24 protein-coding genes are annotated in these 25,786 nt (G+C 43.8%); 6 read left to right on the forward strand and 18 right to left on the reverse strand.

Translation table 11 applies throughout. From position 1 onward, the window contains the following. Positions 1–474 precede the first annotated feature (474 nt). Both RTJ53_RS10205 and RTJ53_RS10210 read right to left on the reverse strand, forming a co-directional pair. Positions 475–1,542 (reverse strand): porin, encoded by a 1,068-nt coding sequence (locus tag RTJ53_RS10205; protein WP_312276863.1) that lies wholly within the window; start codon positions 1,540–1,542, stop codon positions 475–477. Positions 1,543–1,782: 240 nt separating this feature from the next. Further along, complete coding sequence (locus RTJ53_RS10210) at positions 1,783–3,960, reverse strand: malate synthase G (protein WP_312276864.1); 2,178 nt, start codon at positions 3,958–3,960, stop codon at positions 1,783–1,785. A 268-nt stretch (positions 3,961–4,228) separates the two neighbouring features. Between RTJ53_RS10210 and RTJ53_RS10215 the strand changes: the two genes are divergently transcribed. Beyond that, positions 4,229–4,876, forward strand: a complete 648-nt coding sequence (locus RTJ53_RS10215; RefSeq protein ID WP_409418159.1) for a MiaE family protein — start codon at positions 4,229–4,231, stop codon at positions 4,874–4,876. 93 nt (positions 4,877–4,969) lie between these two features. Here the strand turns inward: RTJ53_RS10215 and RTJ53_RS10220 are convergent, their stop codons facing one another. The 5 genes from RTJ53_RS10220 to mtgA form a co-directional block, all read right to left on the reverse strand. Continuing rightward, the gene (locus RTJ53_RS10220; protein ID WP_312276865.1) at positions 4,970–5,224 is read right to left on the reverse strand and encodes a hypothetical protein; all 255 of its coding nucleotides are present in this window, start codon (positions 5,222–5,224) and stop codon (positions 4,970–4,972) included. A 63-nt stretch (positions 5,225–5,287) separates the two neighbouring features. After that, positions 5,288–5,638: a hypothetical protein gene (locus RTJ53_RS10225; RefSeq protein WP_312276866.1), complete on the reverse strand. Its 351-nt coding sequence runs from the start codon at positions 5,636–5,638 to the stop codon at positions 5,288–5,290. A gap of 128 nt (positions 5,639–5,766) precedes the next feature. Continuing rightward, on the reverse strand, positions 5,767–5,958 hold the full coding sequence (locus RTJ53_RS10230; protein WP_312276867.1) for a hypothetical protein: 192 nt from the start codon (positions 5,956–5,958) through the stop codon (positions 5,767–5,769). Positions 5,959–6,311: 353 nt separating this feature from the next. Then, positions 6,312–8,510, reverse strand: a complete 2,199-nt coding sequence (ppk1, locus tag RTJ53_RS10235) for a polyphosphate kinase 1 (RefSeq protein ID WP_312276868.1) — start codon at positions 8,508–8,510, stop codon at positions 6,312–6,314. Between the two features lie 87 nt (positions 8,511–8,597). Then, complete coding sequence (gene mtgA / locus RTJ53_RS10240; protein WP_409418160.1) at positions 8,598–9,338, reverse strand: monofunctional biosynthetic peptidoglycan transglycosylase; 741 nt, start codon at positions 9,336–9,338, stop codon at positions 8,598–8,600. A gap of 135 nt (positions 9,339–9,473) precedes the next feature. Here mtgA and RTJ53_RS10245 point away from each other — a divergent pair, with 135 nt between their 5' ends. Next, the gene (locus tag RTJ53_RS10245; protein WP_312276870.1) at positions 9,474–9,761 is read left to right on the forward strand and encodes a glutaredoxin family protein; all 288 of its coding nucleotides are present in this window, start codon (positions 9,474–9,476) and stop codon (positions 9,759–9,761) included. A gap of 188 nt (positions 9,762–9,949) precedes the next feature. Next, complete coding sequence (locus RTJ53_RS10250; protein ID WP_312276871.1) at positions 9,950–11,167, forward strand: alpha-hydroxy acid oxidase; 1,218 nt, start codon at positions 9,950–9,952, stop codon at positions 11,165–11,167. 94 nt (positions 11,168–11,261) lie between these two features. Here RTJ53_RS10250 and RTJ53_RS10255 read toward each other — a convergent pair whose 3' ends face one another. From RTJ53_RS10255 to RTJ53_RS10265, 3 genes are all read right to left on the reverse strand, one after another. After that, the gene (locus RTJ53_RS10255; RefSeq protein WP_312276872.1) at positions 11,262–11,627 is read right to left on the reverse strand and encodes a hypothetical protein; all 366 of its coding nucleotides are present in this window, start codon (positions 11,625–11,627) and stop codon (positions 11,262–11,264) included. 102 nt (positions 11,628–11,729) lie between these two features. Beyond that, a complete protein-coding gene (locus RTJ53_RS10260) occupies positions 11,730–12,383 on the reverse strand; it encodes a methyltransferase domain-containing protein (RefSeq protein WP_312276873.1) in 654 nt (217 codons plus the stop codon). 22 nt (positions 12,384–12,405) lie between these two features. After that, positions 12,406–13,185: a thioesterase family protein gene (locus tag RTJ53_RS10265; protein ID WP_409418161.1), complete on the reverse strand. Its 780-nt coding sequence runs from the start codon at positions 13,183–13,185 to the stop codon at positions 12,406–12,408. 393 nt (positions 13,186–13,578) lie between these two features. On the opposite strand from RTJ53_RS10265, the gene polA reads away from it, so the two are divergent. The 3 genes from polA to RTJ53_RS10280 all read left to right on the forward strand — a co-directional run bounded on the left by polA (position 13,579) and on the right by RTJ53_RS10280 (position 17,176). Next, positions 13,579–16,437 carry a DNA polymerase I gene (polA, locus tag RTJ53_RS10270; RefSeq protein ID WP_312276875.1) on the forward strand — a complete coding sequence of 953 codons (2,859 nt, stop codon included), beginning with the start codon at positions 13,579–13,581 and terminating at the stop codon, positions 16,435–16,437. A gap of 83 nt (positions 16,438–16,520) precedes the next feature. Continuing rightward, a complete protein-coding gene (locus RTJ53_RS10275; RefSeq protein WP_312276876.1) occupies positions 16,521–16,778 on the forward strand; it encodes a hypothetical protein in 258 nt (85 codons plus the stop codon). Continuing rightward, positions 16,775–17,176: a type II toxin-antitoxin system VapC family toxin gene (locus tag RTJ53_RS10280; RefSeq protein ID WP_312276877.1), complete on the forward strand. Its 402-nt coding sequence runs from the start codon at positions 16,775–16,777 to the stop codon at positions 17,174–17,176. Before RTJ53_RS10275 ends, RTJ53_RS10280 begins: the two co-directional genes overlap by 4 nt. Before the next feature lie 226 nt (positions 17,177–17,402). Here RTJ53_RS10280 and RTJ53_RS10285 read toward each other — a convergent pair whose 3' ends face one another. From RTJ53_RS10285 to RTJ53_RS10320, 8 genes are all read right to left on the reverse strand, one after another. Continuing rightward, on the reverse strand, positions 17,403–18,224 hold the full coding sequence (locus tag RTJ53_RS10285) for a transporter substrate-binding domain-containing protein (RefSeq protein WP_312276878.1): 822 nt from the start codon (positions 18,222–18,224) through the stop codon (positions 17,403–17,405). Between the two features lie 274 nt (positions 18,225–18,498). Further along, positions 18,499–18,636 carry a hypothetical protein gene (locus RTJ53_RS10290; RefSeq protein WP_312276879.1) on the reverse strand — a complete coding sequence of 46 codons (138 nt, stop codon included), beginning with the start codon at positions 18,634–18,636 and terminating at the stop codon, positions 18,499–18,501. After that, positions 18,636–19,319, reverse strand: a complete 684-nt coding sequence (locus RTJ53_RS10295; RefSeq protein WP_312276880.1) for a hypothetical protein — start codon at positions 19,317–19,319, stop codon at positions 18,636–18,638. The genes RTJ53_RS10290 and RTJ53_RS10295 overlap by 1 nt, the downstream gene beginning before the upstream one ends. Positions 19,320–19,379: 60 nt before the next feature. Further along, complete coding sequence (locus RTJ53_RS10300; RefSeq protein ID WP_312276881.1) at positions 19,380–22,325, reverse strand: valine--tRNA ligase; 2,946 nt, start codon at positions 22,323–22,325, stop codon at positions 19,380–19,382. A 145-nt stretch (positions 22,326–22,470) separates the two neighbouring features. Further along, complete coding sequence (locus tag RTJ53_RS10305; protein WP_312276882.1) at positions 22,471–23,103, reverse strand: HD domain-containing protein; 633 nt, start codon at positions 23,101–23,103, stop codon at positions 22,471–22,473. Between the two features lie 9 nt (positions 23,104–23,112). After that, on the reverse strand, positions 23,113–23,667 hold the full coding sequence (purE, locus tag RTJ53_RS10310; protein WP_312276883.1) for a 5-(carboxyamino)imidazole ribonucleotide mutase: 555 nt from the start codon (positions 23,665–23,667) through the stop codon (positions 23,113–23,115). A 120-nt stretch (positions 23,668–23,787) separates the two neighbouring features. Further along, positions 23,788–24,702: a bestrophin family protein gene (locus tag RTJ53_RS10315; RefSeq protein ID WP_312276884.1), complete on the reverse strand. Its 915-nt coding sequence runs from the start codon at positions 24,700–24,702 to the stop codon at positions 23,788–23,790. 105 nt (positions 24,703–24,807) lie between these two features. Further along, positions 24,808–25,743: a metallophosphoesterase gene (locus RTJ53_RS10320; protein WP_312276885.1), complete on the reverse strand. Its 936-nt coding sequence runs from the start codon at positions 25,741–25,743 to the stop codon at positions 24,808–24,810. Between the last annotated feature and the right edge of the window lie 43 nt (positions 25,744–25,786).

Raw genomic sequence — 25,786 nt, forward strand, 5'->3', positions numbered from 1 at the left:
TTACCGTAAACTGTTGGAGCAGCATGGGCAGCAGAAACTGAAAGTGCAGCGACGGCTGTGGCTAAAAGTAATTTTTTCATAGGACATCTCTATCAGGAAAAACAAATTTTAGATAACTGGTAGCTTGTCAGCACCACTACCTCTCTGAATAACCAAAGCAAGAAAACTATTACTTTGATTACTATTAATAGCGTCAACTATTAATTGTATAAATCTAGCAATAAAGTTTGAATATATTTACAATTTCTTCTTACTAATTACTAAAAACATACTTCTAACTACTAGGATAACAATTTTGAAATATTTTGCAATATTTTGCAATAGTTTTTACAATTTTTATATCATTTGTGATTTATTTTTAATCAAATTGATAATTGTTGATTTTTGTCAAGATAATAGCGAACGTCATTTTTCCAATAAAAAAGCTAACTAAAGAATTAGTTAGCTTTTACAGCAATCTAAAAGTTAGATATATTAGAATTTATACTCTAAGCCACCACCAACGATTGTTTTATCTGAAACATTATCAGTATCGATTTGTGCAGCGTATAAGTGACCTTTGGTAGCTTTATTGATAGTGTATTCAGCACCTAATGCAACTTCAGTAGCGTCACGGTCTTTAACCCCTAAGCGATCAGTAGTATTAATATATTGTGCTTTTACCGCCCAAGGTGTCTCACCAACTTTATACTTAGCGCTTAGCAACCAAGATTTTTCATTTTCAGGAGATTTAAAAATATTAGCGTCTTGATACAGTGCACCAAGCGTCAAACCTTGCACCATATTCATTTTACCCATATCTAAAGCGCCAACTAAACGCCATGCATTATCGACAAATGCAGCATTCTTTAATGGTGATGCTTCTTTATATTGTCCAGTATTTTTATCATAGCCTGCTGCTAAATAAACACCGTTTTGGTCGTATGCTAGAGATGCTGAATAAGCGTTATCTTTTTCTTTTGCTTCGTCTGTAGTTGTAGCTGTAGTGCCTAGTTGAACACTTTTATTAGCATCGTTATCATTCTCTGATAAACCTACAGCAGCCATAAATGTGACTGGCATACCTACAAGTGTTGGTGATTTATAAGCGATAACATTGTTAGCGCGTTGCTCGCCAACCATTAAGTTACCTAAGCCAACATTGTCGTAGTCGTTGAATACGTCAACACTGCCCTTAGCCAATTTGTAAGGTGTATCATGACGACCAGCCAATACAGTACCTAAAGTGTTATGTGCCAACCCAAGATATGTATTACGTGAGTAAAATTGACCCTTTCCATTATTATCGGCATCAAGATCAATACCATATTCCAACTGGTAAACTAATTTAGTCGTATCAGTAAGATCATCTTCACCTTTAAAACCAATACGTGAATAGTTAGAAACCAATTTTGTGGTACTAGTATCTTTATTTGCAGCGGTTTTATCATCAACATCTGTATATTCGCCAGTTAATAAGACTTTACCATATACAGTTGGCGCAGCATGGGCAGCAGTGATTGAAGCTAAAGCGATGGCTGAAGCGATTGCGATTTTTTTCATAAGGATTTCTCCACAGTATCCTAGGTGAAACTACACAGATGCGTAGCAATTCTTTTGTATAGATAGATTTTGCCAACAATTTGTTACAAAACAATGAAACAGTTAACAGAATCTAAATTTAATTGTGAAATTAGAGTAATTCACTCTGAAACATTTTGCAATATTTTTATGCCATAAAAAAACCACCAGTTACAAATCTGATGGTTTTTTGAATAATCGACATGTTTTAATAGCTAAAATCTAGTTAGCTTTGAGATTAAGACGGGCTTGATGCAACAATGGCTCAGTATATCCGCTGGGTTGTACTGTACCTTTGAAGATAAGATCGCGAGCCGCATTGTATGCCCAAGTATTGTAGTCATTTGCCATTGGGATATAGGCTGGATCGTCTTTGCTTTGCTCATCGACCATTTTTGCCATACGCTTTAACACATCATCGACTTGCTCAGGCGTGACAATACCGTGCTCTAACCAGTTGGCAACGTGCTGGCTAGAAATACGCAAGGTAGCGCGGTCTTCCATCAAGGCAACGTCATCAATATCTAGTACCTTAGAACAGCCAACGCCTTGGTCAACCCAGCGCGCTACATATCCTAAAATACCTTGAATGTTGTTTTCAAGCTCAGCAGTTTTTTGCTCATCTGTCCAGTTGGTATCCGTAGCAAGTGGCACGGTCAAAATGTCATCTAGCTTGGCAGGCTCGCGGTCTTTGATATTATCTAACACGTCCATGACGTTGGTTTCATGGTAGTGCATGGCGTGAAGCGTTGCGCCTGTTGGTGATGGTACCCAGGCACAAGTCGCGCCTGACTTTGGATGATTGGACTTGGTGGCAACCATTTCTTTCATGTTGTCAGGTTTTGCCCACATGCCTTTACCGATTTGCGCTTTACCAGGCAAGCCCAATTTGACGCCCATGTCTACGTTCCAACGCTCATAGGCATTGAGCCAATCGGTATTTTTCATGTCGTTTTTACGGACAAATGGACCCGCCTTCATACTGGTGTGCATCTCATCACCGGTACGATCCATAAAGCCTGTGTTAATAAAGATAACGCGGTTTTTAGCAACGCGGATACATTCTTTTAGGTTAACGGTAGTACGGCGCTCTTCGTCCATGATACCGACTTTTAAGGTATTCTCAGGTAGGTCTAACGCTTTTTCTACCGCGGAGAATAAATCTACCGTAAATTGCACTTCTTCTGGACCGTGCATTTTTGGTTTTACGATATACATTGAACCTGTGCGTGAATTACTTAAGCTGTTTTTACCCAAAATATCTGGCAGGCTACACAGGGGTGTGATTAGCGCATCCATGATACCTTCATAAATTTCTTCTTGTTTGCCTTCAAAATCGACTAAAATCGCGGGGTTGGTCATCAAGTGACCGACGTTACGAATCAGCATTACTGAACGGCCGTGCAAGGTAACTTTACCACCATCTGGCGCGGTGTATTCACGGTCAGGGTTCATGGTACGGGTGGTTTGTTTGCCATTTTTTTCAAAGCTGTCTTTCAGGTCGCCTTTCATCAAGCCAAACCAGTTGCGATATACTTCTACTTTCTCTTCAGCGTCAACGGCAGCGACTGAGTCTTCACAGTCTTGAATGGTGGTAACCGCAGCTTCCATCAAGACATCTTTGATGCCTGCAGGGTCATCTTTACCCACATGGCTTGATGGGTCAATTTGGATTTCGACATGTAAGCCATTATTTTTCAGTAAAATACCTGTTGGGTTGGCAGCGTCACCCACAAAACCCACGAATTTTTCTGGCTGGGCTAATGAGGTGGTTTTATCGCCTTGGAGTATCACTAATTTACCGTCTTCAACCTTAAAACCAGTGACGTCAGCATATTTACCTTCAGCTAAGGCAAAGTTGCTATCCAAGAAGTTTTTGGCGTATTTTACAACTTCGCCGCCACGAACAGGGTTGTAGCCTTTACCTTTTTCTGCGCCATTGGTCTCATCAATGACATCAGTACCGTATAGCGCATCATACAAGCTGCCCCAACGCGCATTTGCTGCGTTTAGCGCATAACGGGCATTGCGTACAGGTACCACTAACTGTGGGCCTGCAATATGGGCGATTTCGTCATCCACGTTTTGGGTCTCAACCAAAAAGTCATCGCCTTCTGGGACGATGTAGTTGATGTCTTTTAAAAATTGGGTATAGGCGGCTTTGTCGATTTGACCGTTGCTAGCGGGATTTTTGTCATGCCAGTCATCGATTTGGGTTTGAATCTCGTCACGTTTTGCCAACAATGCTTTATTACGTGGTTGGAATGCTTTGACAATTTTTTCAAATTCTTGCCAATATTTTTCGTTGTCGATGCCCACGACTGGCGTAACTTCATTGGCAATGAAGTTATAAAGCTGTGTATCAATCGCTAGACTACCCTTCTGAACGCGTTCTGACATAGCATTTTTCCTTATGTTTTGACCTAAAATAGCAAAATATCACATTTGATTATACGAATATCATTTATAAAAATAAAGAAATAAAAACTATTTATTTTTTAAATAATCGTTATATATAAATTTTTGTGCTAAGGGTTTTATCGCTGATTTTTGGTAAAATGTCACTTTATTAACGTGTCAATAAGTGAGTAATCCCTTGTCAAATTCCGCTCTTATCAATACCCCACTACAAACGGACGGCAGTTTTGATGAATTAGCCGTCATCGACTTGGATAACGATAACTCTGTCTATCAGCCAAAGCCCATTGATATCACCCCTGTTTTGGCGTTTTTGGGTTGTACGACGTCGGATAAATGGCTAAAAGCTGCGATGGCAGATTTGCCGACTATCATCCAAGATCATGCCAATTGTGAAAAAAAAGCCGCAGGCACCGCGATGAATTTGATTTTTCGCTATATGTCGCATACCGAGCTGCAATTAAAGCTTGCTCAGCTGATTCGAGAAGAAATGCTCCATTATGAGCAAGTGATGGGATTGATGGCAGAGCGTGGACAAGCATGGCAACATATTGCTGCAGGTCGTTACGCTGCAGGTATGCTCAAACATAAACGCACTTATGAGCCGCAAGCGATGATAGACACTTTAATTATTGGTGCTTTCATCGAAGCCCGATCGTGTGAACGTTTTTGGGCACTGTCACAAGTAATTGAGGATGAGCGTTTAGCAAAATATTATCGCTATTTGCTAAAATCAGAAAGTCGTCATTTTGAAGATTATTTAGCATTGGCACAAAGTATCAGTGACGAGCCGATTGATGTGCGGGTGGCGTTTTTTCGTCAAGCAGAGTCGCATCTCATCAATGAACCCGATGATGAATTACGCTTTCATAGTGGGGTACCCAGTTGGATTGCGTGAGGTTTTTGTAGACTGATAACGATAAAAAAAGCTAACCATCAAATGGGGTGGATGGTTAGCTATTACAAGTTTAATTCTCAGACTTACTTGCTATTATTCACTACCAACGCTTGGAATAGAGCCATCAGGATTTATAGTGCGTTTTTGGGCATTTTCTGGGGTACTATAAAGATTTTGCTCGTTAATAGTGTCACTCTTTAGCACTTCATTACCAACCGCGTCCCCGCCAATGGTATGTTCATTGACATTATCATCGAACGCTTGTCCCGGTTGGTTACGACGATCAACAAACTCGGCAGACTTATCGCCTAAATTAACGTGTTTGGTTTGTGCTTCTGGTGAATTCATGGTCATTCCTTTTTGAGTATCAACCCAATAAAATGCTTAAAATTAACTGAATGATATCGAAAATTAGTGATCTCGGTCGATATCTACGCTACCGTCTGATAACGTATGAAGTGAATTTTCTGCATTGACATTGGCTTGGGCAGTTTGCTGTAACTTCTGCGCCTCTTCCTCAGAAATACGTGCCACATTTTTATCCGATAATTCGCCATTCGCCACGTCTTCCGCGGATTGGACTTTTACCGCCGCTTGTGGAGTATTATCAAAAATATCGGGCGTTTCCATTGAGGGTGACATGCCTGTAGTGATACCATCCCCTGATTGGTGGGTGACACTGTCTTCTACTATGACGGCTTGTGGGGTCACAGCAACACCCGTTTTTGGATCTACAATTTCTACATTATTTTGATTTTGCATTTTTTTATTCCTTTGATTAATTGTTATCGCTCAATAAGTTATTATTTTTGTAGGTTGAGCTGTATAAATTAGTCAATCAAAATTGAATGACTAAAAGCTTGGTATTCAAAAGTTTAACAATTAAAATTCTAGTGGTTGTCGGTACGCAATGATTCGTCAATAAAAGGGGTGTTTTCACTTTTTTCTAAGTCTTGTGGCTCACCTTTCACGCTATTTTGTTTATCCAAATTTTCTGATAATTGACTGGGATCTACATTTTCTGTCGCTTTTTGAATCTCGGTTTGGTTGCTTGGTTGATTTTGTGCTTGATTCTGTGACATGGTAATTTTCCTTATGTTTTTTATTAGTATCAATTCAAGTCAAAGATTTTAATCAAAGACTTTTAAATAGAACGCAATTAAATTTTTATGTAAAAAAATAGCCAATTCAATCGCTTTCATACTTTTGCTTTTATAAGTTCGATAGTAGCAAATAAAGCCAGTTTATGATAAGTGTTCGCGTAACAAGCTGTTATCACTATGTGATAAGTGTTTAGCTGTGTGAAATTTTGGCAGATTTATTACTATTCGGTAAATTTCGGAAATTGGGTTTACGTCAGCGCAGCGCTCAACAAAAAAACCGCCATCTTCTATAGATAGCGGTGCAATTAACTCAAAACCTGTGACTAGCAAAATTAGCTTTTTCGGGTGATTTTGGTCAATAAATAATCTTGCGCCGAAAACGCTGTTTCACCTTCACGAGGGCTAATCGCTCGCCATGTGCCGTTGGCATCAAGCTCCCATGCATTGACATTGTCTTTGAGGTAATTGTGCAAGTCTTCCATAATGCGTTTGAAGACGACGGGGTCTTCAATGGGAAAAGCCACTTCAACACGGCTAAATAAATTGCGATCCATCCAGTCTGCACTGGCGCAATATAAACGGTGGTTGCGTTTGCCATTAGCATTGGGATTTTGATGCCCATTGGCAAAATAATACACGCGGGTATGCTCCAAAAAACGCCCGACGATAGAGCGCACGGTGATGTTGTCGGATATGCCAGGTAATTGCGGACGAATACAGCACATCGAACGGATAATCAGATTGACTTTAACGCCTGCTTGCGATGCTTCATATAGCTTGTCAATCAATAGTTTTTCGGTCATTGCATTGACCTTGATGATGATATGCGCCTCTTTGCCTGCTTTGGCATGGGCAATTTCGTTGTCAATAAAGCCCATGAGCCTGTCATGTAAGGTGAAAGGTGCATGCAGTAGTTTTTGCACTTTGGCTGGCTTGCCCATGCCTGTGAGTTCGTTAAAGATTTTATGCACATCTTCGGTGATTGCTTCATTGGCGGTAAATAGACCGTAGTCAGTATACGCTTTGGCATTGCCCGCATGGTAGTTGCCCGTGCCGACATGCACATAGCGGCGGATTTTATCTTCCTCACGGCGCACAATCATCATCAGCTTGGCGTGGGTCTTGTAGCCGACGATGCCATACACCACCACTGCCCCAGCCTGCTGCAGAAAGTTTGCTACTTCAATGTTGGATTTTTCATCAAAGCGCGCACGCAGCTCAATCACCGCAGTGACTTCTTTGCCTTTACGCGCAGCTTTGGCCAGCGCTTGGACAATTTCAGAATTCGTCCCCGAGCGATAAAGGGTTTGTTTGATGGCTAATACATGCGGGTCATTGGCGGCTTGGCGCAAAATGTTGACCACAGGTGAAAACGAATGAAACGGGTGATGCACCAATACGTCTTGCTTACGAATGGCATGGAACACATTTTCATTTTTATCCAAGCTATCACGGCGAAACGCTTTGGGAATGGCATGATTAAACGGCTGATAACGCAAATTTGGGATTTTAAAATCAAACAACAAACGGGTCAAATTGACAGGACCATTGACACGGTATAGCTGCTCTGGGCTTAAACCAAACTCTTCAAGCAGATAATCCACCATCGGCTGTGGGCAATAGGTGGTCACTTCTAAGCGCACTTTGGCACCAAATCGCCGGTTCTCTAACTCACCTTCCAACGCTTTCGCCAAGTCTTCGACATCATCGGATAAATCTAAATCGGCGTTACGGGTCAAACGAAATTGGTGGCAGCCAGTGACCGTCATGCCAGGGAATAAGTCTTCGATATGCCCGTGAATCACTGCGGTGAGCATGATGTGATGTTCTTTACCGCCTGTCAGTTCATTGGGTAAACGAATAACCCGCGGTAAGCTTCGAGGTGCAGGGACAATCGCCATGTTAATATCGCGACCAAAGCCATCTTTACCCTCCAAGCCCACCATAAAATTCAAGCTTTTATTCACCAATCTAGGAAAAGGATGGGCAGGGTCAATACTAATCGGCGTCAGCACGGGTGCGACTTGCTCGGCAAAGTATTTTTTTACCCATGCGGCTTGCTCTTGGGTCAATTCATCACGTTTTAGGTAGCGAATATCTTGCTCCGCCAGTGCAGGCAAAATTTCATCGTTTAAAATACGGTATTGCTCATCCACCGCATGATGGGCGATTTCAGAGATATATGACAAAACCTTACTGGGGCGCATACCATCGATACTGCTCACCACATCGCCCATTTGTACTTTTTGCATCAAGCCTGCGACACGGATTTCAAAGAATTCATCTAAATTGGATGAAAAAATGATCAAGAAAAACAGTCGTTCAAGCAGTGGGTGGCGGGGATTGGTGGCTTGGGCGAGTACCCGCTGATGAAACTGTAACAGTGACAATTCACGATTAAAATACAGCTCGCTATCGTCTTGTTGATATTCAAACACGTTTGGGTAGCAAATGCTGTTAAATCCTAGTATCGGATTAATTTCTGATACATGCTCTTCGCTAAGTTTATCTTGTTTGGCAGTGTTTGCCATAGCACAGTCCTTTTATGGTCAAGCATTTTTAACAGTGTAAAGTTAACAATGTAATGATAAGCGTGTAATGATACATGAGTTTCTTGACTATTCCGTGTCCGGCAAATCTGCCGCACCCATGCGCCGTAAAATAATTTGGGTTTTGTTAAGCAGGCGGCGGTCGTTACGGTTGTCTTCAAAATATTTGGGATTAGGTAGCATGGCAATCAAAGATGCGGCTTGTCGTTTGGTCAAATGCGCTGCCGACTTATGGTAGTAGTGCTGAGCGGCTGCTTCAATGCCATAAATGCCTTTGCCAAACTCTGCGACATTGAGATAAGCAAGCAAAATCCGCTCTTTGGTCCACAGATTTTCAATCATCAAGGTAATTAACGCTTCTTCGCCTTTGCGAAAATACGAGCGGTTGGGGTATAAAAATAAATTCTTGGCAAGCTGTTGGCTAATGGTTGAGCCGCCCGCGCTGATAGCTCCCGCTTTTTCATTTTTCTTAATCGCATTCTCAATGCCTTGCACATCAAAGCCAGCATGATTGACAAAGTTGGCATCTTCGCTGGCAATCGCCGCGCGTTTTACATTCACCGAAATTTGATTATCATCCACCCAGGTCTGACTGACAGGGGCAAAATTGCCCAAGCGATACAGTATCATGAACATACTGTTGTTGATAGGCTGGGTTTTCCAGACAACCAATAAGGCTGCAACTATTACATGAAACGCAACAAAACAGGCAATCACTATGAGCAAAATACGCTTAAACCAGCCGCCAAACCCGATACCGCGGTTGGTGGGTGGTAAAGCTGTGTTGACAGGTTTGGGCTTTAACGACATTTTGGTATCAGTGTTTTTGGTAGTTGGTTTGGATTTAGGCACGATGTATTCCTAGCGGCGGGGGCAAAAGCAGCGATGGCTTAATCTAAAAATATAACGTATTATGGCATTTTTGGCTATATGCTAAGGCAGAATATGTCCGACTTCGACGCGCAAAACATGACAAATCCGCACGATCACATTATGGTCGACCCAACTACTTGGCAATTATATGGCACACTGGGCTGTCATCTGTGTGAAATCGCTGAAAGCTTATTGCTGCAAGCACAAGCCGTTGCCGATATACGATGGCAGTCGATTGATATTGCCGAGTTACCAGAACAAGAGATGCTGGAATTTGCTGATAAAATACCTGTGCTAGTTACCGCTACCAAAACGTTATATTATCCTTTTTCCATCATGGATATTATGGCGTTAAGCTGAAAAGCCAATATAGATTATTGGCATAATATTAAAAATTTAATTCATTATGTCTTGGCAGATTTTTTTTATAATCAACTCCCTAACGCTTATTGCCAATTGTTCGCATCGCAACCTAATAAATCGCAACCTAATAACCCTTGTGCTTATTACTTCAATAGCATAGCTAGCCCCTTTGCAAAGGACACATCATGAAAGACTTATCCAAAATGACGCATATCGAAGACTTACGCCGCGTGGCAGAGCGTAAAGTGCCGCGTATGTTTTATGATTATGTAGACTCTGGGTCGTGGACGCAGACGACCTATTACAACAATGAAACCGATTTTGACCGTATCAAATTACGCCAAAAAGTGCTCCGCAACATGGATGGACGTAGCCTAGCCACCACTATGATTGGTCAACCTGTCACCATGCCGGTGGCCATTGCGCCCACAGGATTTACCGGAATGATGTGGGCAGATGGCGAGATTCATGCGGCGCGGGCAGCAGAAAAATTTGGTACTCCCTTTTCGCTATCCACCATGAGTATCTGCTCGATTGAAGATGTCGCCACCCATACTACGGCACCTTTTTGGTTTCAATTGTATGTGATGCGCGACCGTGAATTTATGAAAAATCTCATCGCCCGTGCCAAAGCAGCCCATTGCTCGGCATTGATTTTGACCGCAGATTTACAAGTGCTAGGACAACGACACAAAGACATTAAAAATGGATTGTCTGCCCCACCCAAGCCTACTATCACCAACCTACTAAACCTCATGACCAAGCCTGAATGGTGCTTGCATATGCTCGGCACCAGACGTCATACCTTTGGCAACATCGTCGGACATGTCAAAGGCGTGGAAAACATGTCATCGCTGGGTGCTTGGACGTCGCAGCAGTTTGACCCGACATTAAGCTGGGATGATGTGGCATGGATCAAAGACTTATGGGGTGGCAAGCTTATTATCAAAGGCATCCTTGACCCTGATGATGCTGTCATGGCGGTACGCAGTGGCGCCGATGCCATAGTGGTGTCAAATCACGGCGGACGTCAGCTTGATGGCGCGGCATCGAGTATCTCAATGCTGGCAGATATCGTACAAGCCGTACAAGCAGAAAGTGGCACCCATGCCACTAGCTGCGAGATTTTCTTAGACAGTGGCGTGCGCTCAGGTCAAGATGCACTCAAAGCCATTGCCCTTGGCGCAAAAGCCACCATGATTGGTCGGGCATTTTTGTATGGCTTGGGGGCGTATGGCGAGGACGGTGTGCGCCGCGCGCTTGAAATTATCTACAACGAGATGGACATCAGTATGGCATTTGGTGGCTATACCAATATCCAACAGGTGAGCAAAGATATCCTCATTAAAGGCACGTATGAAGATTTGCTGACTCGTCCCTTCATTGTGCGAGAACGTAGTTAATCGACCGTAGCAAAAAAAGGACGGATGTGAAGTGTTTACGCACTTTACCCGTCCTTTTGCTAACCTCTTTTAACAGCTTTTTTTAAAGCTGATTTTAAAGCTTAGGTAATTGTTTTTGAAGCAGGCTTGCATCCATTTCCCGCTCTTCAAAATCCTGCGCTTCTCTCCAGCCTGCTTCATCGCCAAAGTACAAGCGATTAAATTGTTCATCACGATAAAACCGCATTGGCTGACCATTGTCGCCCTGAATCACAAAATTCTGTACAACTTCGTGAAATTTAGCACGGATATTGGCTTCATTGTGGTCGCTCGCGAGCGTCGGGGTGATGATATAAGCCAAATCGCTGTAAAGCTCGGGACTTAACTGTTTAAACACCGCCTTGTTCTCAAGTAACTTGTGGACGATATGCTTCATATCCTCCAAACCAATCGTGCCTTCATGAAGTTTAAGAAACATCATTTTGATTGCCTCAATGTGTATCAGTGTGTATCGCCAAAAAAATGTTATTGTAACGATTAGTGGTTTAGCAATTAGTGGTTTAACGATTAGTAGTATAAACCCTTAGAGGACACGTGCGTTTTCTACCTTCTTTTGGCTGAGGATAAAAAATAATTCGCTACCCTGTCTGGGCTTAATTGAATTATAGCAAGGCGCCAGTGTATCAATGGTGAAAAACTGCTGAAATAATGTTTCATATTCTTGCTTGTCGCCACCAAACGGTGGACTGCTTTCAAAATGCTTATCTAGCAACAAGCCCACCAATTTACCTGTGGGTTTGAGAAGCTTTTGCATTTGCTTGGCATAATCGCTGCGTCTACTGGGGTCAATCGCGCAAAAAAACGTCTGCTCAATAATATAATCAAACTGATACTGCGCAGGGTCTAAGCCAAAAAAATCCGCTTGTAGCAGGTGCGCTTTGGGAAAACTGGGATAGCGCTTGGCAAAATTATCCAAAGGGAGCCTAGCAAAATCCACCACATAAACATGGCTAAAACCTTGTTCATGAAGATAGCCTGCTTCGTAGGCGTTGCCCGCACCTGGAATTAAAATCTGCACCGATTTACTCACGCCGTTGTCGAGTAAATGCTCGATATAGGCTTGTAGGGGTGGCGAAACTTGACCGATATCCCACCCAGTATAGCCATCATCATAGCGTTTTTGCCAAAATTCGGCATCGTTGACCGAGTGTTCAGTTAGCGTGTTGTTATCTTCCATGATTGCTGCTCCTGATAGTTTTTTAGGCTTTTCGAATGGTTAAAATTTGCTCGCTACGACCAAACGCGCCGTGTGCGTCATGCAGCACGCTACTGGTCAGACCCACGCCATCGCCCCCAAATTGTTGCACGGTCTCAAGTCCCAACCAACGCCCAACGGGCATACGGTGCAGATGGATTTGCAAATCTAAATTGGGAAAAAACCATTCAATGGTATTGGGTTGGTGAATACGCGGTACCACGCCATTGGCGGTATCGACCATGCCCATCAAATGCACAAAGTCGGATGTGGGCTGTACTTGACCGTTTTCTTCGACCATGTCGATATCGGTATTGATCCACACGATGCCGTCGCCTTGGCGGTTGTCGGGATCGGCTTTGAGATAAATACTGTCAATATAGCCACCGCCCCAATGCTTCATACCGTCCCAGTTCGGGTAGCTTTCTGGATGACCGATTCGCTCATCTTCAAGCCCAGCAATCTCTGATGTATCGCTGGTTTGCATCCGCCACGCGCGGGCAACGATACAGGTTTTGCCATTGGCTGCCATGGTAGTTTCGATCAGTTCGATAGTGCGGCCCGGGCGGATGATGTGGGTGGTCACGCTAAAATCGCCAAAATGAATCAGCCCAAAAATATCTAGACTAATGCGCCCGATACGCATGTCACTGCGCGGTTTGAATTGTTCAAGCTCGTAAGCCAACAGTCCTGTCGCTGCCGCCATGTGCTGTTCATTGTCATTCCATGCGCCTTGGCAGTGGATATTGCAGCGGTAGTTTGATGTGGTGATATCATCGGTCATGGTGCGGTCAAGCAGTGTGTAATAGGTATTGCCCATAAAGTTCCCTTTTATGACTAGAAATTGGTTATACATAGAAATTGGTTGTGCCTAAAAATTGGTAAAGCACCTAAAATTGCTAAAAAATTGTAGCACATTGGCTATCGACTATTGGTGGAATTTTTGCAAAGTTGCCGCCATGGCGACTAGCCAAACTTGGCACTTGCTTAGCATAAACCCGATTTGCATCCGCCAAAATCTATCTACCTTCTGCCAATGAATGAGTTTGAAATGCTTAACGATTAGCCGCAAAAAGCCAGTATAATACGCGGATAATATAAAATTTTTCTGTATTTTGACACTGTCTTATATTTTGATACTGTCCTATATTTTAACAACATAAAGATAAGTAATCCTATGACTGCAACTGCCCTACTTGATACTGATCACATCAACACCGACAAGCCGCCGTTTATCTTGGTGGACGGCTCGTATTATATGTTCCGCAATTTTCACGCCTTGCCTGTCACCATGCAAACCACCCAAGGCTTGCACACCAACTCCATCCGCGGCACGCTCAACGCCCTCAAAAAACTGATGGAAAAATACCGCCCGACACACATGGCGGTGGCGTTTGACACCAAAGCGCCCACCTTTCGCCACAAGCTTTCCCCCACTTATAAAGGCGACCGCCCAGAAATGCCCGCCGAACTTGCCGAGCAAATCCCTTACATTCACAAGATGATACAAGCGATGGGCATACCGCTACTCGCTATTGAAGGTGTAGAAGCTGATGACATCATCGGCACACTCGCCCACCGTGCTTGCCTAGAAAGTCATCATGTCATCATCTCCACAGGCGACAAAGATATGTGCCAACTGGTCAATCCTTGCGTCATCGTGGAAAACAGCTTTGATGACAAACGCTATGACATCGCAGGGGTCAAAGACAAATTTGGCGTCGAGCCGCGTCAAATCATCGACTATCTCACCCTCATGGGCGACGCGTCTGATGGTATCAAAGGTGTCGCAGGCATCGGCGCAAAAACCGCGCAAAAACTGCTTGAGCAATACGACAGCATTGACAATATCCTTGCCAATGTCGACCAGTTAAAAGGCAAGCAACAACAAACCTTTTTGCAAAGCACCGACAGCATTGCGCTGGATAAACGCTTGGCGACCATTATCACCGACCTTGATATCGTGCCTGATTGGGAGACTTTGCGGCTACCGACAGACCCAAGTTTTAACATAGAAGAAAAACGCGCAATTTTTACCGAACTGGAATTTAAAAGTGAAATAGCGTCGCTCAATCATCCGTTTCACCCGTCCAATAACGGCAATTTTAAAGCCGCTGAGTCTGCTCAAAATGCTGTCCACAACCCAATGGTCGAAGCGATTAAAACTAGCCAAGATAGCAAAAATACTCCCAACAAGCAGTGGCATACTGTCACCAGCCAAGCCGATTTTGATAAATTAATCCAACGCCTTGGCGCATCAAAGCATTTTGTCATTGATACCGAAACCACCGATGTGAATTGGCAACATGCCGAGCTTGTCGGCTTGTCATTTGCGCTGCAATCGCATGAAGCTTATTATGTGCCTGTTGCCCACGTTGATGAGATGGGCAATCGGATTGAACAACTTGCCCGCGAGGCTGTTTTAGCCCAGTTAAAACCGATTTTGCAAAATCCACAAATCGGCAAAATCGGTCAGCATTTAAAATACGACGCGCATATTTTGGCAAATTATGATATCGACTTAATCAACGAGCCAAGCAACTGGGCGATGGACACCATGCTTGCCAGCTATGTGATTAATGCTGTTGCCACCCGTCACGGTATGGACGATTTGGCGCGCCACTATCTACACACCCAAACCATCACCTTTGAAGATGTGGCAGGCAAAGGCGCCAAGCAAATCACCTTTGACAAAGTCCCTTTAACCGTGGCAAGTGACTACGCCTGCGAAGACGCCGATATCACCTATCAGCTATTTGAACTGTTTAGCGAAAAACTCAGAGCCGAACCGAACAATGCCAAGCTACTCCATGAACTAGAAATCCCCGTTGCCCAAATCCTGTGCCAAATGGAGCATGATGGGATTTTGCTCAATAAAGCGTTTTTAGGGGAACTATCCGCGCGCTTTGATGAAAAAATCCAAGCACTTGAAACAGTCGCCTTTGCGCAAGCGGGCGAAACCTTTAACCTTGCCAGTCCAAAGCAGTTGGGTGAAGTGCTGTTTGACCGCTTAGGCATTACAGGCGGTAAAAAAACCAAAACCGGGCAATACTCCACCAGTGAAGCGGTGCTTGCCACCATCGACCATCCGCTAATTGAAACTGTGCTTGAGCATCGCAGTCTGTCCAAGCTTAAAAGCACCTACACAGACGCGTTGGCAAACGTGGCAGACAGCAACGACCGTGTGCATACCAGTTATCATCAAGCGTTGACAACCACAGGACGGTTGTCATCGACTGAGCCGAATTTGCAAAATATCCCGATTCGTACCGATACTGGGCGGTTGATTCGTGGCGCGTTTATTGCCCCCAAAGGTCGCAAAGTGCTATCGGCGGACTATTCGCAAATCGAGCTTCGGCTGATGGCGCACTTTGCCAATGACCCTGTGCTCATCCGCGCGTTTCAGGAGGGGCATGACATTCACCGCGCCACCGCCGCTGAGATTTTGGGTAAGGCGTTCGATGATGTGACAAGCGAAGAGCGCCGCCAAGCCAAAGCAGTGAATTTTGGGCTACTCTATGGCATGAGTGAATTTGGGCTTGCCAAGCAGTTGGGCTTCACTCGCCAGCAAGCGCAAGACTATATCAAGCTGTACTTCGCCCGCTACCCGACAGTACGTGCCTATATGCAAGCCACGCGAAAAGCTGCCCATGAGTACGGCTATATCACCACGATTTTGGGTCGTAAGCTGTTCACTCCCGATATGCAGCACCCCAACCGCGGTGTGCGCCAAGCGGCAGAACGCGCGGCGATTAATGCGCCACTACAAGGCAGTGCTGCCGATATCATCAAACTTGCTATGATTGCGGTGAATGAGGTATTGCCCACAGAGCACGCTAAAATGCTACTACAGGTGCATGATGAGCTGGTGTTTGAAGCCGATGAGGATAAAGCCGAGGCGATTGCTGAGTTGATAAAGAACGCCATGCAAAATGTGCTATCTAAGACAGCCAAAGAGAAAGGCTGGGATGTGGATTTTGCGGTGCCGCTTGTGGTTGAAGTGGGCATTGGTGATAATTGGGATGAGGCGCATTAAGCTTTATTAGTAGTTGAGTAAACCGATTGGATCAATCCGAATTTGTCAGTTATACTTTGAGAAAAGCGAATAAGGAGAGAAACATGGCGCAAATTGTTTTAACCCTTGATGATGAGGTACTTGAACAAGTGCTGCATCAAGCCAAAGCGGAAAACTTGTCATCTACTAGTTGGCTTGATAAGTTAATCAAGCAACGTGTTGGTATGCTTAATCAGCCTAATAAAGTTAAGAATCAATGGTCGTCTGACGTGCATGAGTTGGCAGGAGCGTGGCAGGATTTTCCAACTTTGGAAGACATCCGTCACTCAATGAGCCAAGACGTGCCTAGAGAGCCGTTATGAAGTATTTACTGGACACCAACACTCTTATCTATTATTTCAAAGGCTTAGGCAACGTCAAGGAGCGATTATTGGCTTGTCAGCCAAGTGAGATTGTTTTGTCGAGTGTGGTTTATTATGAGTTGCAAGTTGGGATTTTAAAATCCACCAGTCCGCAAAAACGTATTGCCCAACTTGCTATTCTTAAAAACCAAGTAAGTTGGGTTGATTTTAATGAAAAATCTGCCGAAGCGACTGCCCAAATTCGAGTTGAGTTAGAGCGTATGGGCAAGCCGATTGGTTCTTATGATGTGCAGATTGCGGGGATGGCAATGGCTAATGATTTGATTTTGGTAACTCATAATATGGGTGAGTTTGGTAGGGTGAGTGGCTTAGGCTTAAAATTGGAAGATTGGTTTTAAAACAATAAGGTTGAAGATATTAGCAATTTGATAAAAAGCGCTATGCAAAATGTGCTATCTAAGACAGCCAAAGATAAAGGCTGGGATGTGGATTTTGCGGTGCCGCTCGTCGTTGAAGTCGGCGTTGGTGATAATTGGGATGAGGCGCATTGATTTTTGCCAAATATGTAACAGTTAAAACAAAACCCACAGATTTTGTGGGTTTTTTAGCATTTTAAAAATTTAATTAATCTTTTGGTATCCATTTATTGATGGTTGTATCGAGATTGCCCGATAATTTTTCTAGATTGAGATACTGGTCAACATAGGCTTTGAAGCGAAAATCATTATTTGGGATAAGCCAACCGTTTAAGGCTGATTTTAATGGTTTATCGGGATTAACGGCGCAGAGTACGCCTTTGTATTCATGTTGTTTGACTCTCGCTTCTGCCGCTTCTGTCACGAATACGTCAGCACGTTTTTGCGCGACTTCATCAAAGATAACGAGATTGTCTTTTTGCATTGTTAAATTGGCATTACTCAACGCTGTTTTTGCAAAGTTTTCATTACTACCGCCTGGATTGGCAACGATACGCACGTTAGGACGGTTGATTTGGTCGATGGTTTGATATTTTTTAACATCGGGACAGCGTACTAGGGGCGTTTTACCATTGACGAAATAAGGCTCAGTAAATAATGCCTGCTGTTGGCGTGGTAGTGAGATAGAAATACCACCAACGGCAATATCGCATTTATCCGCGTTAAAATCACTTAATAAATTCGACCAGCTGGTCTTTACCATCACCACATCTGCGCCAAGACTTTTCGCCAAGCCATTCACCAAGTCATTATCAATCCCTTCGAATTTACCGTTATTATCATAGCTAAATGGCTTGTAATCGCCTGGTGAGCAGACGCGTAGTTTTTTGGTTGTCATGACTTGGGATAGTGTGTCTTTGACGCCGACGGGTGCTACTGAATTTAGGGCTGTATCAGCATAACTTGTAGTGCTAAGTGATAGCGATACCATTGATAAGGTCGATAAGAATATATAGGCTGTTTTTTTCATTGCTATTCCTTTAACTAGTGGTTTAAGCATTTATAATTTAAAGGATTATAGCTGACTTAAATAAATATTCTTATAAAAAGAAATTTATACCAATAAACTTTTGGTGATAAAAATAAAACCCACAGATTTTGTGGATTTTTTATTAGGTTACAAATTATCTACTAAAACTTAAACGCTGCTTTACTCTATTTCGACGATTCAACGCTTCTGCTCGATATACCGAAAAGGTACGCAAAGCTAAACGTTTTGGCTTTTTGGCGGTCGGAGTTGAACGTTAAAATGCCGAAAGTTCATTAATTGATTGAGCAAAAGCAGATTGTTCTGACTGTTGAAGTCGTTTTTCTAACTCATCTGCTGGTGTCGATTTAATCTCTTGAACAACGGCATTTAAGATTTTTTGACTTACCATCATTATCTTTGTTCATATTCATAGATGTAAAAAGCGTCATCATCACCACTTAGACAAAAGCCTTCAATATTTTTTCTATCCAATTCATCAATACCATTTTGTAAATCTGTATAGTAAGTAAATAATGTCAAATGTTTATAAAAAGGTGCTCCAGTATAAGTTTGTACTCCTAACGCCATTTCTCTAATAGTTCTAATTTCTTGGTATCTCTTGAGACATTTCAGAAAATCTTGATTTAACGTAGCATTTCTATTTATGAGTGTATTATCTGAGAAGAAATCATAGTAAGGTATATTTATAGATTCATCAAAAGGTAATACAGTGATTGAATAGATACTTACTTTATCTTGAGTAGTAACTTTTAAATATGCATTTTCTAGCTTATACAAATCTGATTTATAAATTTTTTCGCCGCTATTGAATTGATTTTCTTCTTCAAAAATTGAATGGTCTTCATATGTCTTGTCAGGTTCGCCAAGTATTTCTTTAACTTTATTAAAATTACGTTCAGGACTAAAAGTATCAACTAATTCATTTGTCAGTAATCTTTTTGAGTTTGGATTAGCTAAGGACTTTTTAATATTTTCAGCTTTCTTTTCTTTCCTGTAATCCAAAAATCTTTCAATAAATAAAACTAAAGCACCGCCAACTAAGCCAGAGACTATACTATTCATTAATTCCGACATATTTATTGCCCCAAAAAAAATAAGATTTTGATTTCTCAAAATCTTATTTTAACCCAGTTATCAAATCGCCTTTAATTGCTCAATTTGCTTATTCATTTCAGCAAGTTGCGTATCCATTTCCGCCAATTTCGCTTTCTCGCTTTCCACCACATTGGCAGGGGCTTTACTCACAAATGCTTCATTGGACAATTTACTACGCAGACTTTCAGCCTGTTTGGTAAGTTTTTCTTGCGCTTTGGCAAGGCGATTAAGCTCCGCCGTCAGGTCAATCAAGCCTTTCATCGGCACTAGCACTTTTAACTGCCCGACCATACTCGATGACGATAACGGTAACTCTTTATCAGCGCCGTCCCCCGCATTGACAATAGTCAGCGTATCGACTTTGGCAAGCGATTTAAACTGATTTTCAATACGGCTAAGACGCGCGGTTTCCTCATCGCTGATGTTATCAAGTAGCACAGGCAGACGCACCGCATTGCCAAGCTTCATCTCACCACGGATGTTACGAATCGCCCCAATCAGCGCTTGTAGCCACGTCATGTCATGCTCGGTTTGTAGGCTGATTAGGCTATCATCCGCTGTTGGGAAGGCAGCCGTCATGATACTGTCAGTCGCTTTTTTATCGATGATAGGGGCAATGGTCTGCCAAATGCTCTCGGTGATATACGGCATAATCGGATGGGTAAAGCGCATGGCGACTTCAAGGCAGTTGAGCAACACATAGCGGATTTGGGCTTTACGCTCGGCACTCACCGATTCATCGTTTAAGCTCGATTTGGCAAGCTCGACATACCAGTCGCAGTATTCATTCCAGATAAACTCATAGATATCTTGGCTCACCAAGTCAAAACGGTACTGGCTCATGTGCTCATGGATGGCTTTCACCGTGGAGTTTAGACGGCTCATAATCCACTGCTCTGGCAATTCCCACAACTCGGTATTGGCGGTTTTGTCGATGTTGAGGGCGTTTCCTTCCTTATCGACACAGTTCATCAGCACAAAACGGGTGGCGTTCCAAATTTTATTACAAAAATTGCGATTGCCTTCAATGCGTTTGAGGTCAAAATTGATATCACGTCCCGTACTGGCAAGCGACGTGAAAGTAAAGCGCAGCGCGTCCGTGCCAAACGCAGGGATGCCGTCGGCAAATTCTTTGCGCGTGGCTTTTTCGATTTTTTGCGCGTCTTTGGGGTTCATAAGACCTGTGGTGCGTTTGGCGACTAGGGTTTCTAAATCAATGCCGTCAATCAGGTCAATCGGGTCAAGTACGTTGCCTTTGGATTTGGACATTTTTTGCCCTTGTCCATCACGCACCAAGCCATGCACATACACCGTCTTAAACGGCACTTGCGGGTTGCCATCTTTGTCTTTGATAAAGTATAGGGTCATCATCATCATACGAGCGACCCAGAAGAAAATGATGTCAAAACCTGTGACCAATACGCTGGTTGGGTGAAAGGTTTTGAGCGCTTGGCTGTAGTCGTCAAAGTTTAGCTCACCTGTCCAATCAAGGGTGCTAAACGTCCACAATGCCGAGCTAAACCAAGTATCTAGTACGTCACTATCTTGGCGCAGCGCTAAGCTATCAGAAAGTTGATATTTTTGGCGGACTTCCGCTTCATCACGCCCGACATAGATATTGCCCTCGTCATCGTACCACGCAGGGATACGGTGTCCCCACCAAAGCTGACGGCTGATACACCAGTCTTGGATATCGCGCATCCACGCCATATACATATTTTTGTACTGAGCAGGGACAAACTCGGTGCGACCGTCTTCCACCGCCTCAATGGCAGGTTTTGCCAGTTTTTCGATGGACACATACCATTGGTCAGTGAGCCACGGCTCAACGATGGTGTTACTGCGGTCGCCTTTGGGCACTTTTAAATCATGCGGTTTGATTTCTTCAAGCCAGCCTTCAGCCTCGCTTTGCTCAACCATTTTTTTACGCGCAGCAAACCGCTCAAGTCCTGCATACTCACTAGGTGTGGTCTCAAGCTGTGGCTCTTTGGTTTGCAAATCAGTGAAAATCTGCATCTCTGGCAAGATATGCGCTGAATTATCAAAGATATTAATCATCGGCAAATTGTGGCGCTTGCCTGTTTCGTAGTCATTAAAGTCATGGGCAGGGGTGATTTTGACACAGCCTGTGCCAAATTCCATGTCCACCGCTTTGTCATCGCCCACAATCGGCACAATGCGACCGGTAATCGGTAGCGTCACGGTTTGTCCGATAAGATGCTGGTAGCGTGCGTCTTCTGGGTTCACGGCAACGGCGGTATCACCGAGCAAGGTCTCTGGGCGGGTGGTGGCAACGACTAGATAATTTTTACCGTCTTGGGTTTTGGCATTTTTATCGGTCAAATAATAGCGAAAATGCCACAGTGAGCCTTTCTCGTCATGATTTTCTACTTCAAGGTCGGATAACGCAGTTTGTAGCTTAGTATCCCAGTTGACTAGACGTTTACCGCGATAAATCAGCCCATCTTCGTACAGACGCACGAACACTTCTTTGACGGCATTGGACAAGCCATCATCCATGGTAAAACGCTCACGGCTCCAGTCCACCGAGCTACCTAGACGGCGGATTTGGCGGGTGATGTTGCCACCGCTCTCGGCTTTCCACTCCCAAATCTTTTCAAGGAATTTTTCACGACCCAAATCATGGCGTTTGATGCCTTGGGCGTTCAATTGACGCTCAACGACCATTTGCGTGGCAATCCCTGCGTGGTCAGTGCCTGGTTGCCAGAGGGTATTTTCGCCCAGCATTCGGTGATAGCGGGTGAGCGTGTCCATGATGGCATTGTTAAAGCCATGCCCCATGTGCAGCGAGCCTGTGACATTGGGCGGTGGCAGGGCAATAGAAAACGATTGTTGTTTATCATAGCTTGGCTGAAAGTAGCCTTTGTCTTCCCACATTTGGTACATGCCGTTTTCGATGTCGCTTGGGTTGTAAGCGTTTTCTAAAGACGTTAAGGCTTGGGCGATTTGATGTTGCGTGCTCATAGATGGTCAACTTTTACAATAAAAAAGAAAGGAATGTGAAAAAGGTAATTAACGGATTTTACCGTAACTAGGCAGTTTTATAAATGTTTGGTGATAAAAAAAGGCTTAACCCAACTGATTAAGCCTTGCTTCAAAATGGTAAAAATTAAAATATCATTAACGTCTTGATTTCGCTCTTAATATTCTGCCTTGCTTGCTGCTCATACTGTGTAGAAAATCGTTCGGTAAAATACAGCCGCTTTCTATCCAAAAACCTTTTTAAGGCTTTTTTACGAGAAAAATTATACAAGAACTTGGCAACGTGTTGATATTCAAGGCGAATTTGTTGGCAATAGGCTTGATAAACCAAGTCAGTCTGCCCCAAAATACGCAAATCCATATCCAAAAAATACGCCATATCGCTGTCGTTCGTGTCGGCAAGTTCGTGTTTTTCGGTGGCGATAATCAATTCAACAACTCGATTTTGCAAGTCTATTGGCAAAAAACCGCCCAATTCGGCGATAAAATACGCCGCGCTTTGGCGTTCGTTGCTCATGGCTGGTTTGCCTTGGGTTTGATAGATGACATCATGGTAAAAAATCGCCAATAGCACGCTTTCAGGTTGCTTTAGCTGATCTTTTATCCCGTCAAACTGTTCTAATAACGCCTGAATATGGTGAAGCGTGTGATAATGGCGGTGAGGCTGCTGGTAGTGAGTGACTATGTTTTGCCAGCAGTCAGCAATAGTTTGATGATCAATTTCATAGACTTGTAACAGCTTAGCAAATGCGGTTTTCATCGCTCATTATCACATCACCCCAGGTATTGGATTATCCAAAATCGTTTGGGTTTGTTTGGCGCGAAAATCACTGATTTTTTGCGCGAGGGTGCTATCACCAATCGCCAAAATTTGCGCTGCCAGCAGCCCTGCATTTGCCGCACCCGCTGCACCGATGGCAAGCGTACCCACCGCCACCCCTTTGGGCATTTGCACGATGGATAGCAAACTATCCCAACCGCTTAAGATGGAAGACTTGACAGGCACTCCAAGCACAGGCAAATCCGTCTGAGACGCACACATCCCGGGCAGATGCGCCGCGCCGCCTGCCCCTGCGATAATCACAGACAGTCCGCGAGCTTTGGCAGTCTTGGCATAGTCAAACAATCTATCAGGGGTGCGATGTGCCGATACCACTTCACACTCAAATGGCACCCCAAAATCCGCTAGCACTTGTGCGGCGTTTTGCATGGTTTCCCAGTCAGATTGACTACCCATGATAATACCAACTTTGGCTTGACCTTGTGGCGATGGGATGGGTGGTGGTAGTTGGTTTGTCTGGGCGTTTGGCTGACTTGCTGACATGGAAAATTCCTTTTGCCAAAAAATTGACGGACTTAAAATAAAAAAACGTGCATGAAATGCACGGTTAAAACTTAATATAGCATGATTTTTTACCCTTGAAAATCAAAATCTATGCGGTAACTATATCACCACATTGGCGGGTACTCGCGGCTTTTGCTCAGGGGCAAATTGTTGCTGACTAAGCATGGCTAGCTGCGTCTCAATCGTATCGCACATCATCCCTAGGGGCAATTCGTTTTCCCCCGTACCAAACGGCTCGCTGATTTCATCGACGATTTCATTGAGTGCCATAAAGGTGTAGCCGACAAAGCTGACTACAAATGGCGTTACCCAGCCAATCGCATTGCCCAGTCCAAACGGCAGCATAAAGCAATACAGATACACAGTGCGATGCAGCAGCACAAAATAGGCATACGGAATCGGTGTGTTATTAATGCGTTCACAGCCCGCTTGGATATGGGCAATCTCCCCCAAGGTGGTATCCAAGCTTTGCCACTGCCAAACATCGATTTTTTGCTCGGCTTGCCAGTTGGCGAGCATCTGCCCCATGATTTGGGTCAAGCGTAAGGCAATAAAGTCTTGCCCAACCACGGCTTGCTGTTCTTCAACCGTTAATAGCCGCTGCAGGTTTGCTGTATTATCTTCACCCCTTAGCTGCTGGCGAAGACTATGGACAAAAGCGATTTGATGACGGATAAAGGCTTGTTTTTCCGCCATACTGACATTGGGCAGTGTCAGCACTTGACGAGCGATGTTGCGACTTAGCCAAACCAGTGTGCCCCACAGCTTGCGCCCTTCCCAAAACCGATCATACGCTGCGTTATTACAAAACCCGTGGAAAATCGCAAGTGAGATACCGAGTATCGCAAACACCGAAGGATTGAGCGGTACAGGCTCGGTAGCGATGTGGGTTTGATAAAAGTAAATAAGAAAGGAAAAAATAAACAACAAAACTTGTGGCACAATCAGCCGTTTAAAATACGAGCCTTGCAGCACAAATAGCATCTTTAGCGGCTCAATCGGACGTCGAATCATACCTAACTCATCTTAATCGTTTGCTCACTGGCTATCATTTTTAGCCGTAAGCTTTATACAAATGTTTTAATTTATGTTACACCCAGTTTACCGTTTAGCTTTGGGTCAATGCTGATATTGAATAAAATTCGCTGAGCTCAAAGCCGGATGATCGGTGTCAAATTGATAAGCTGTCAAAAACCCATCTTTGGCAGCAGAATAATCCACACAAACCACTTGATGACTAAGCAGCTCAGGCGTGCCATTGAGCCAATAATGCCCGACAAAAATAGGTTTGTCATGGTCAAGCCCAAACACAATCTCAGCGGTCAGCGTGTCTTTAGGGATATGAATCAAATCCTCTTGACTGGCGCGCGCGATCTGGTGAATCGGCTGAAACGACAAACTCGGTTGCCACCACTGTACCCGTACATTTTTACGTTGATGACCTTCTTTATCCACTAGATGAATGCCTTCAGGTAGCGGTGCTTCCACACCTTTAAGCACTCTTTCCAGTGCCTCAAAAGGTGGTGTGCCTTCCTCACTGGTTTTTTGCAGCGCAACGGGCGTCAAGCGATTGTCTGTCGTTAACAGCGGTTTTAAAATCGCCATCGCGTCACTGTCCCAACAAGCATGCACAAAACACGCATCATCCAACGCTAACCACAGTGGTAATTCATAAAACCGCTTGAGCCAAAACTGGTGCAACTCACTACCAAACCCTACTTCATCAAGGAAGGCTTGATGCTGCGAGGTATGTCTATCATCATGTTGTCGTAAATATTGGCTTGCATCACGGGCATCGGGTGTGGCGTAAGCTAATGCATTATACTCGTGATTACCCATGACCGCGAGCGCTTGCCCGTGGTCAATCATCGCAAATACAATAGATAAGGTTTGCAGCTGTTGACTGCCCCGATCAATCAAGTCGCCGATAAAAATCGCTTGGTGATTGGGGGGTGCTTGAAAACACTGACCATCATGGTGATAGCCCAACTGCGTCAGTAGCCCAATGAGTTTATCTGCCTGACCATGCACATCACCAATCACATCATAAATCATACTTTTCCCCTTTTTACTGCTTTCTTACGGCTTTACCGATAAT

It is taken from the genome of Moraxella sp. CTOTU46711, assembly GCF_031975715.1.
Taxonomy (GTDB): domain Bacteria; phylum Pseudomonadota; class Gammaproteobacteria; order Pseudomonadales; family Moraxellaceae; genus Faucicola.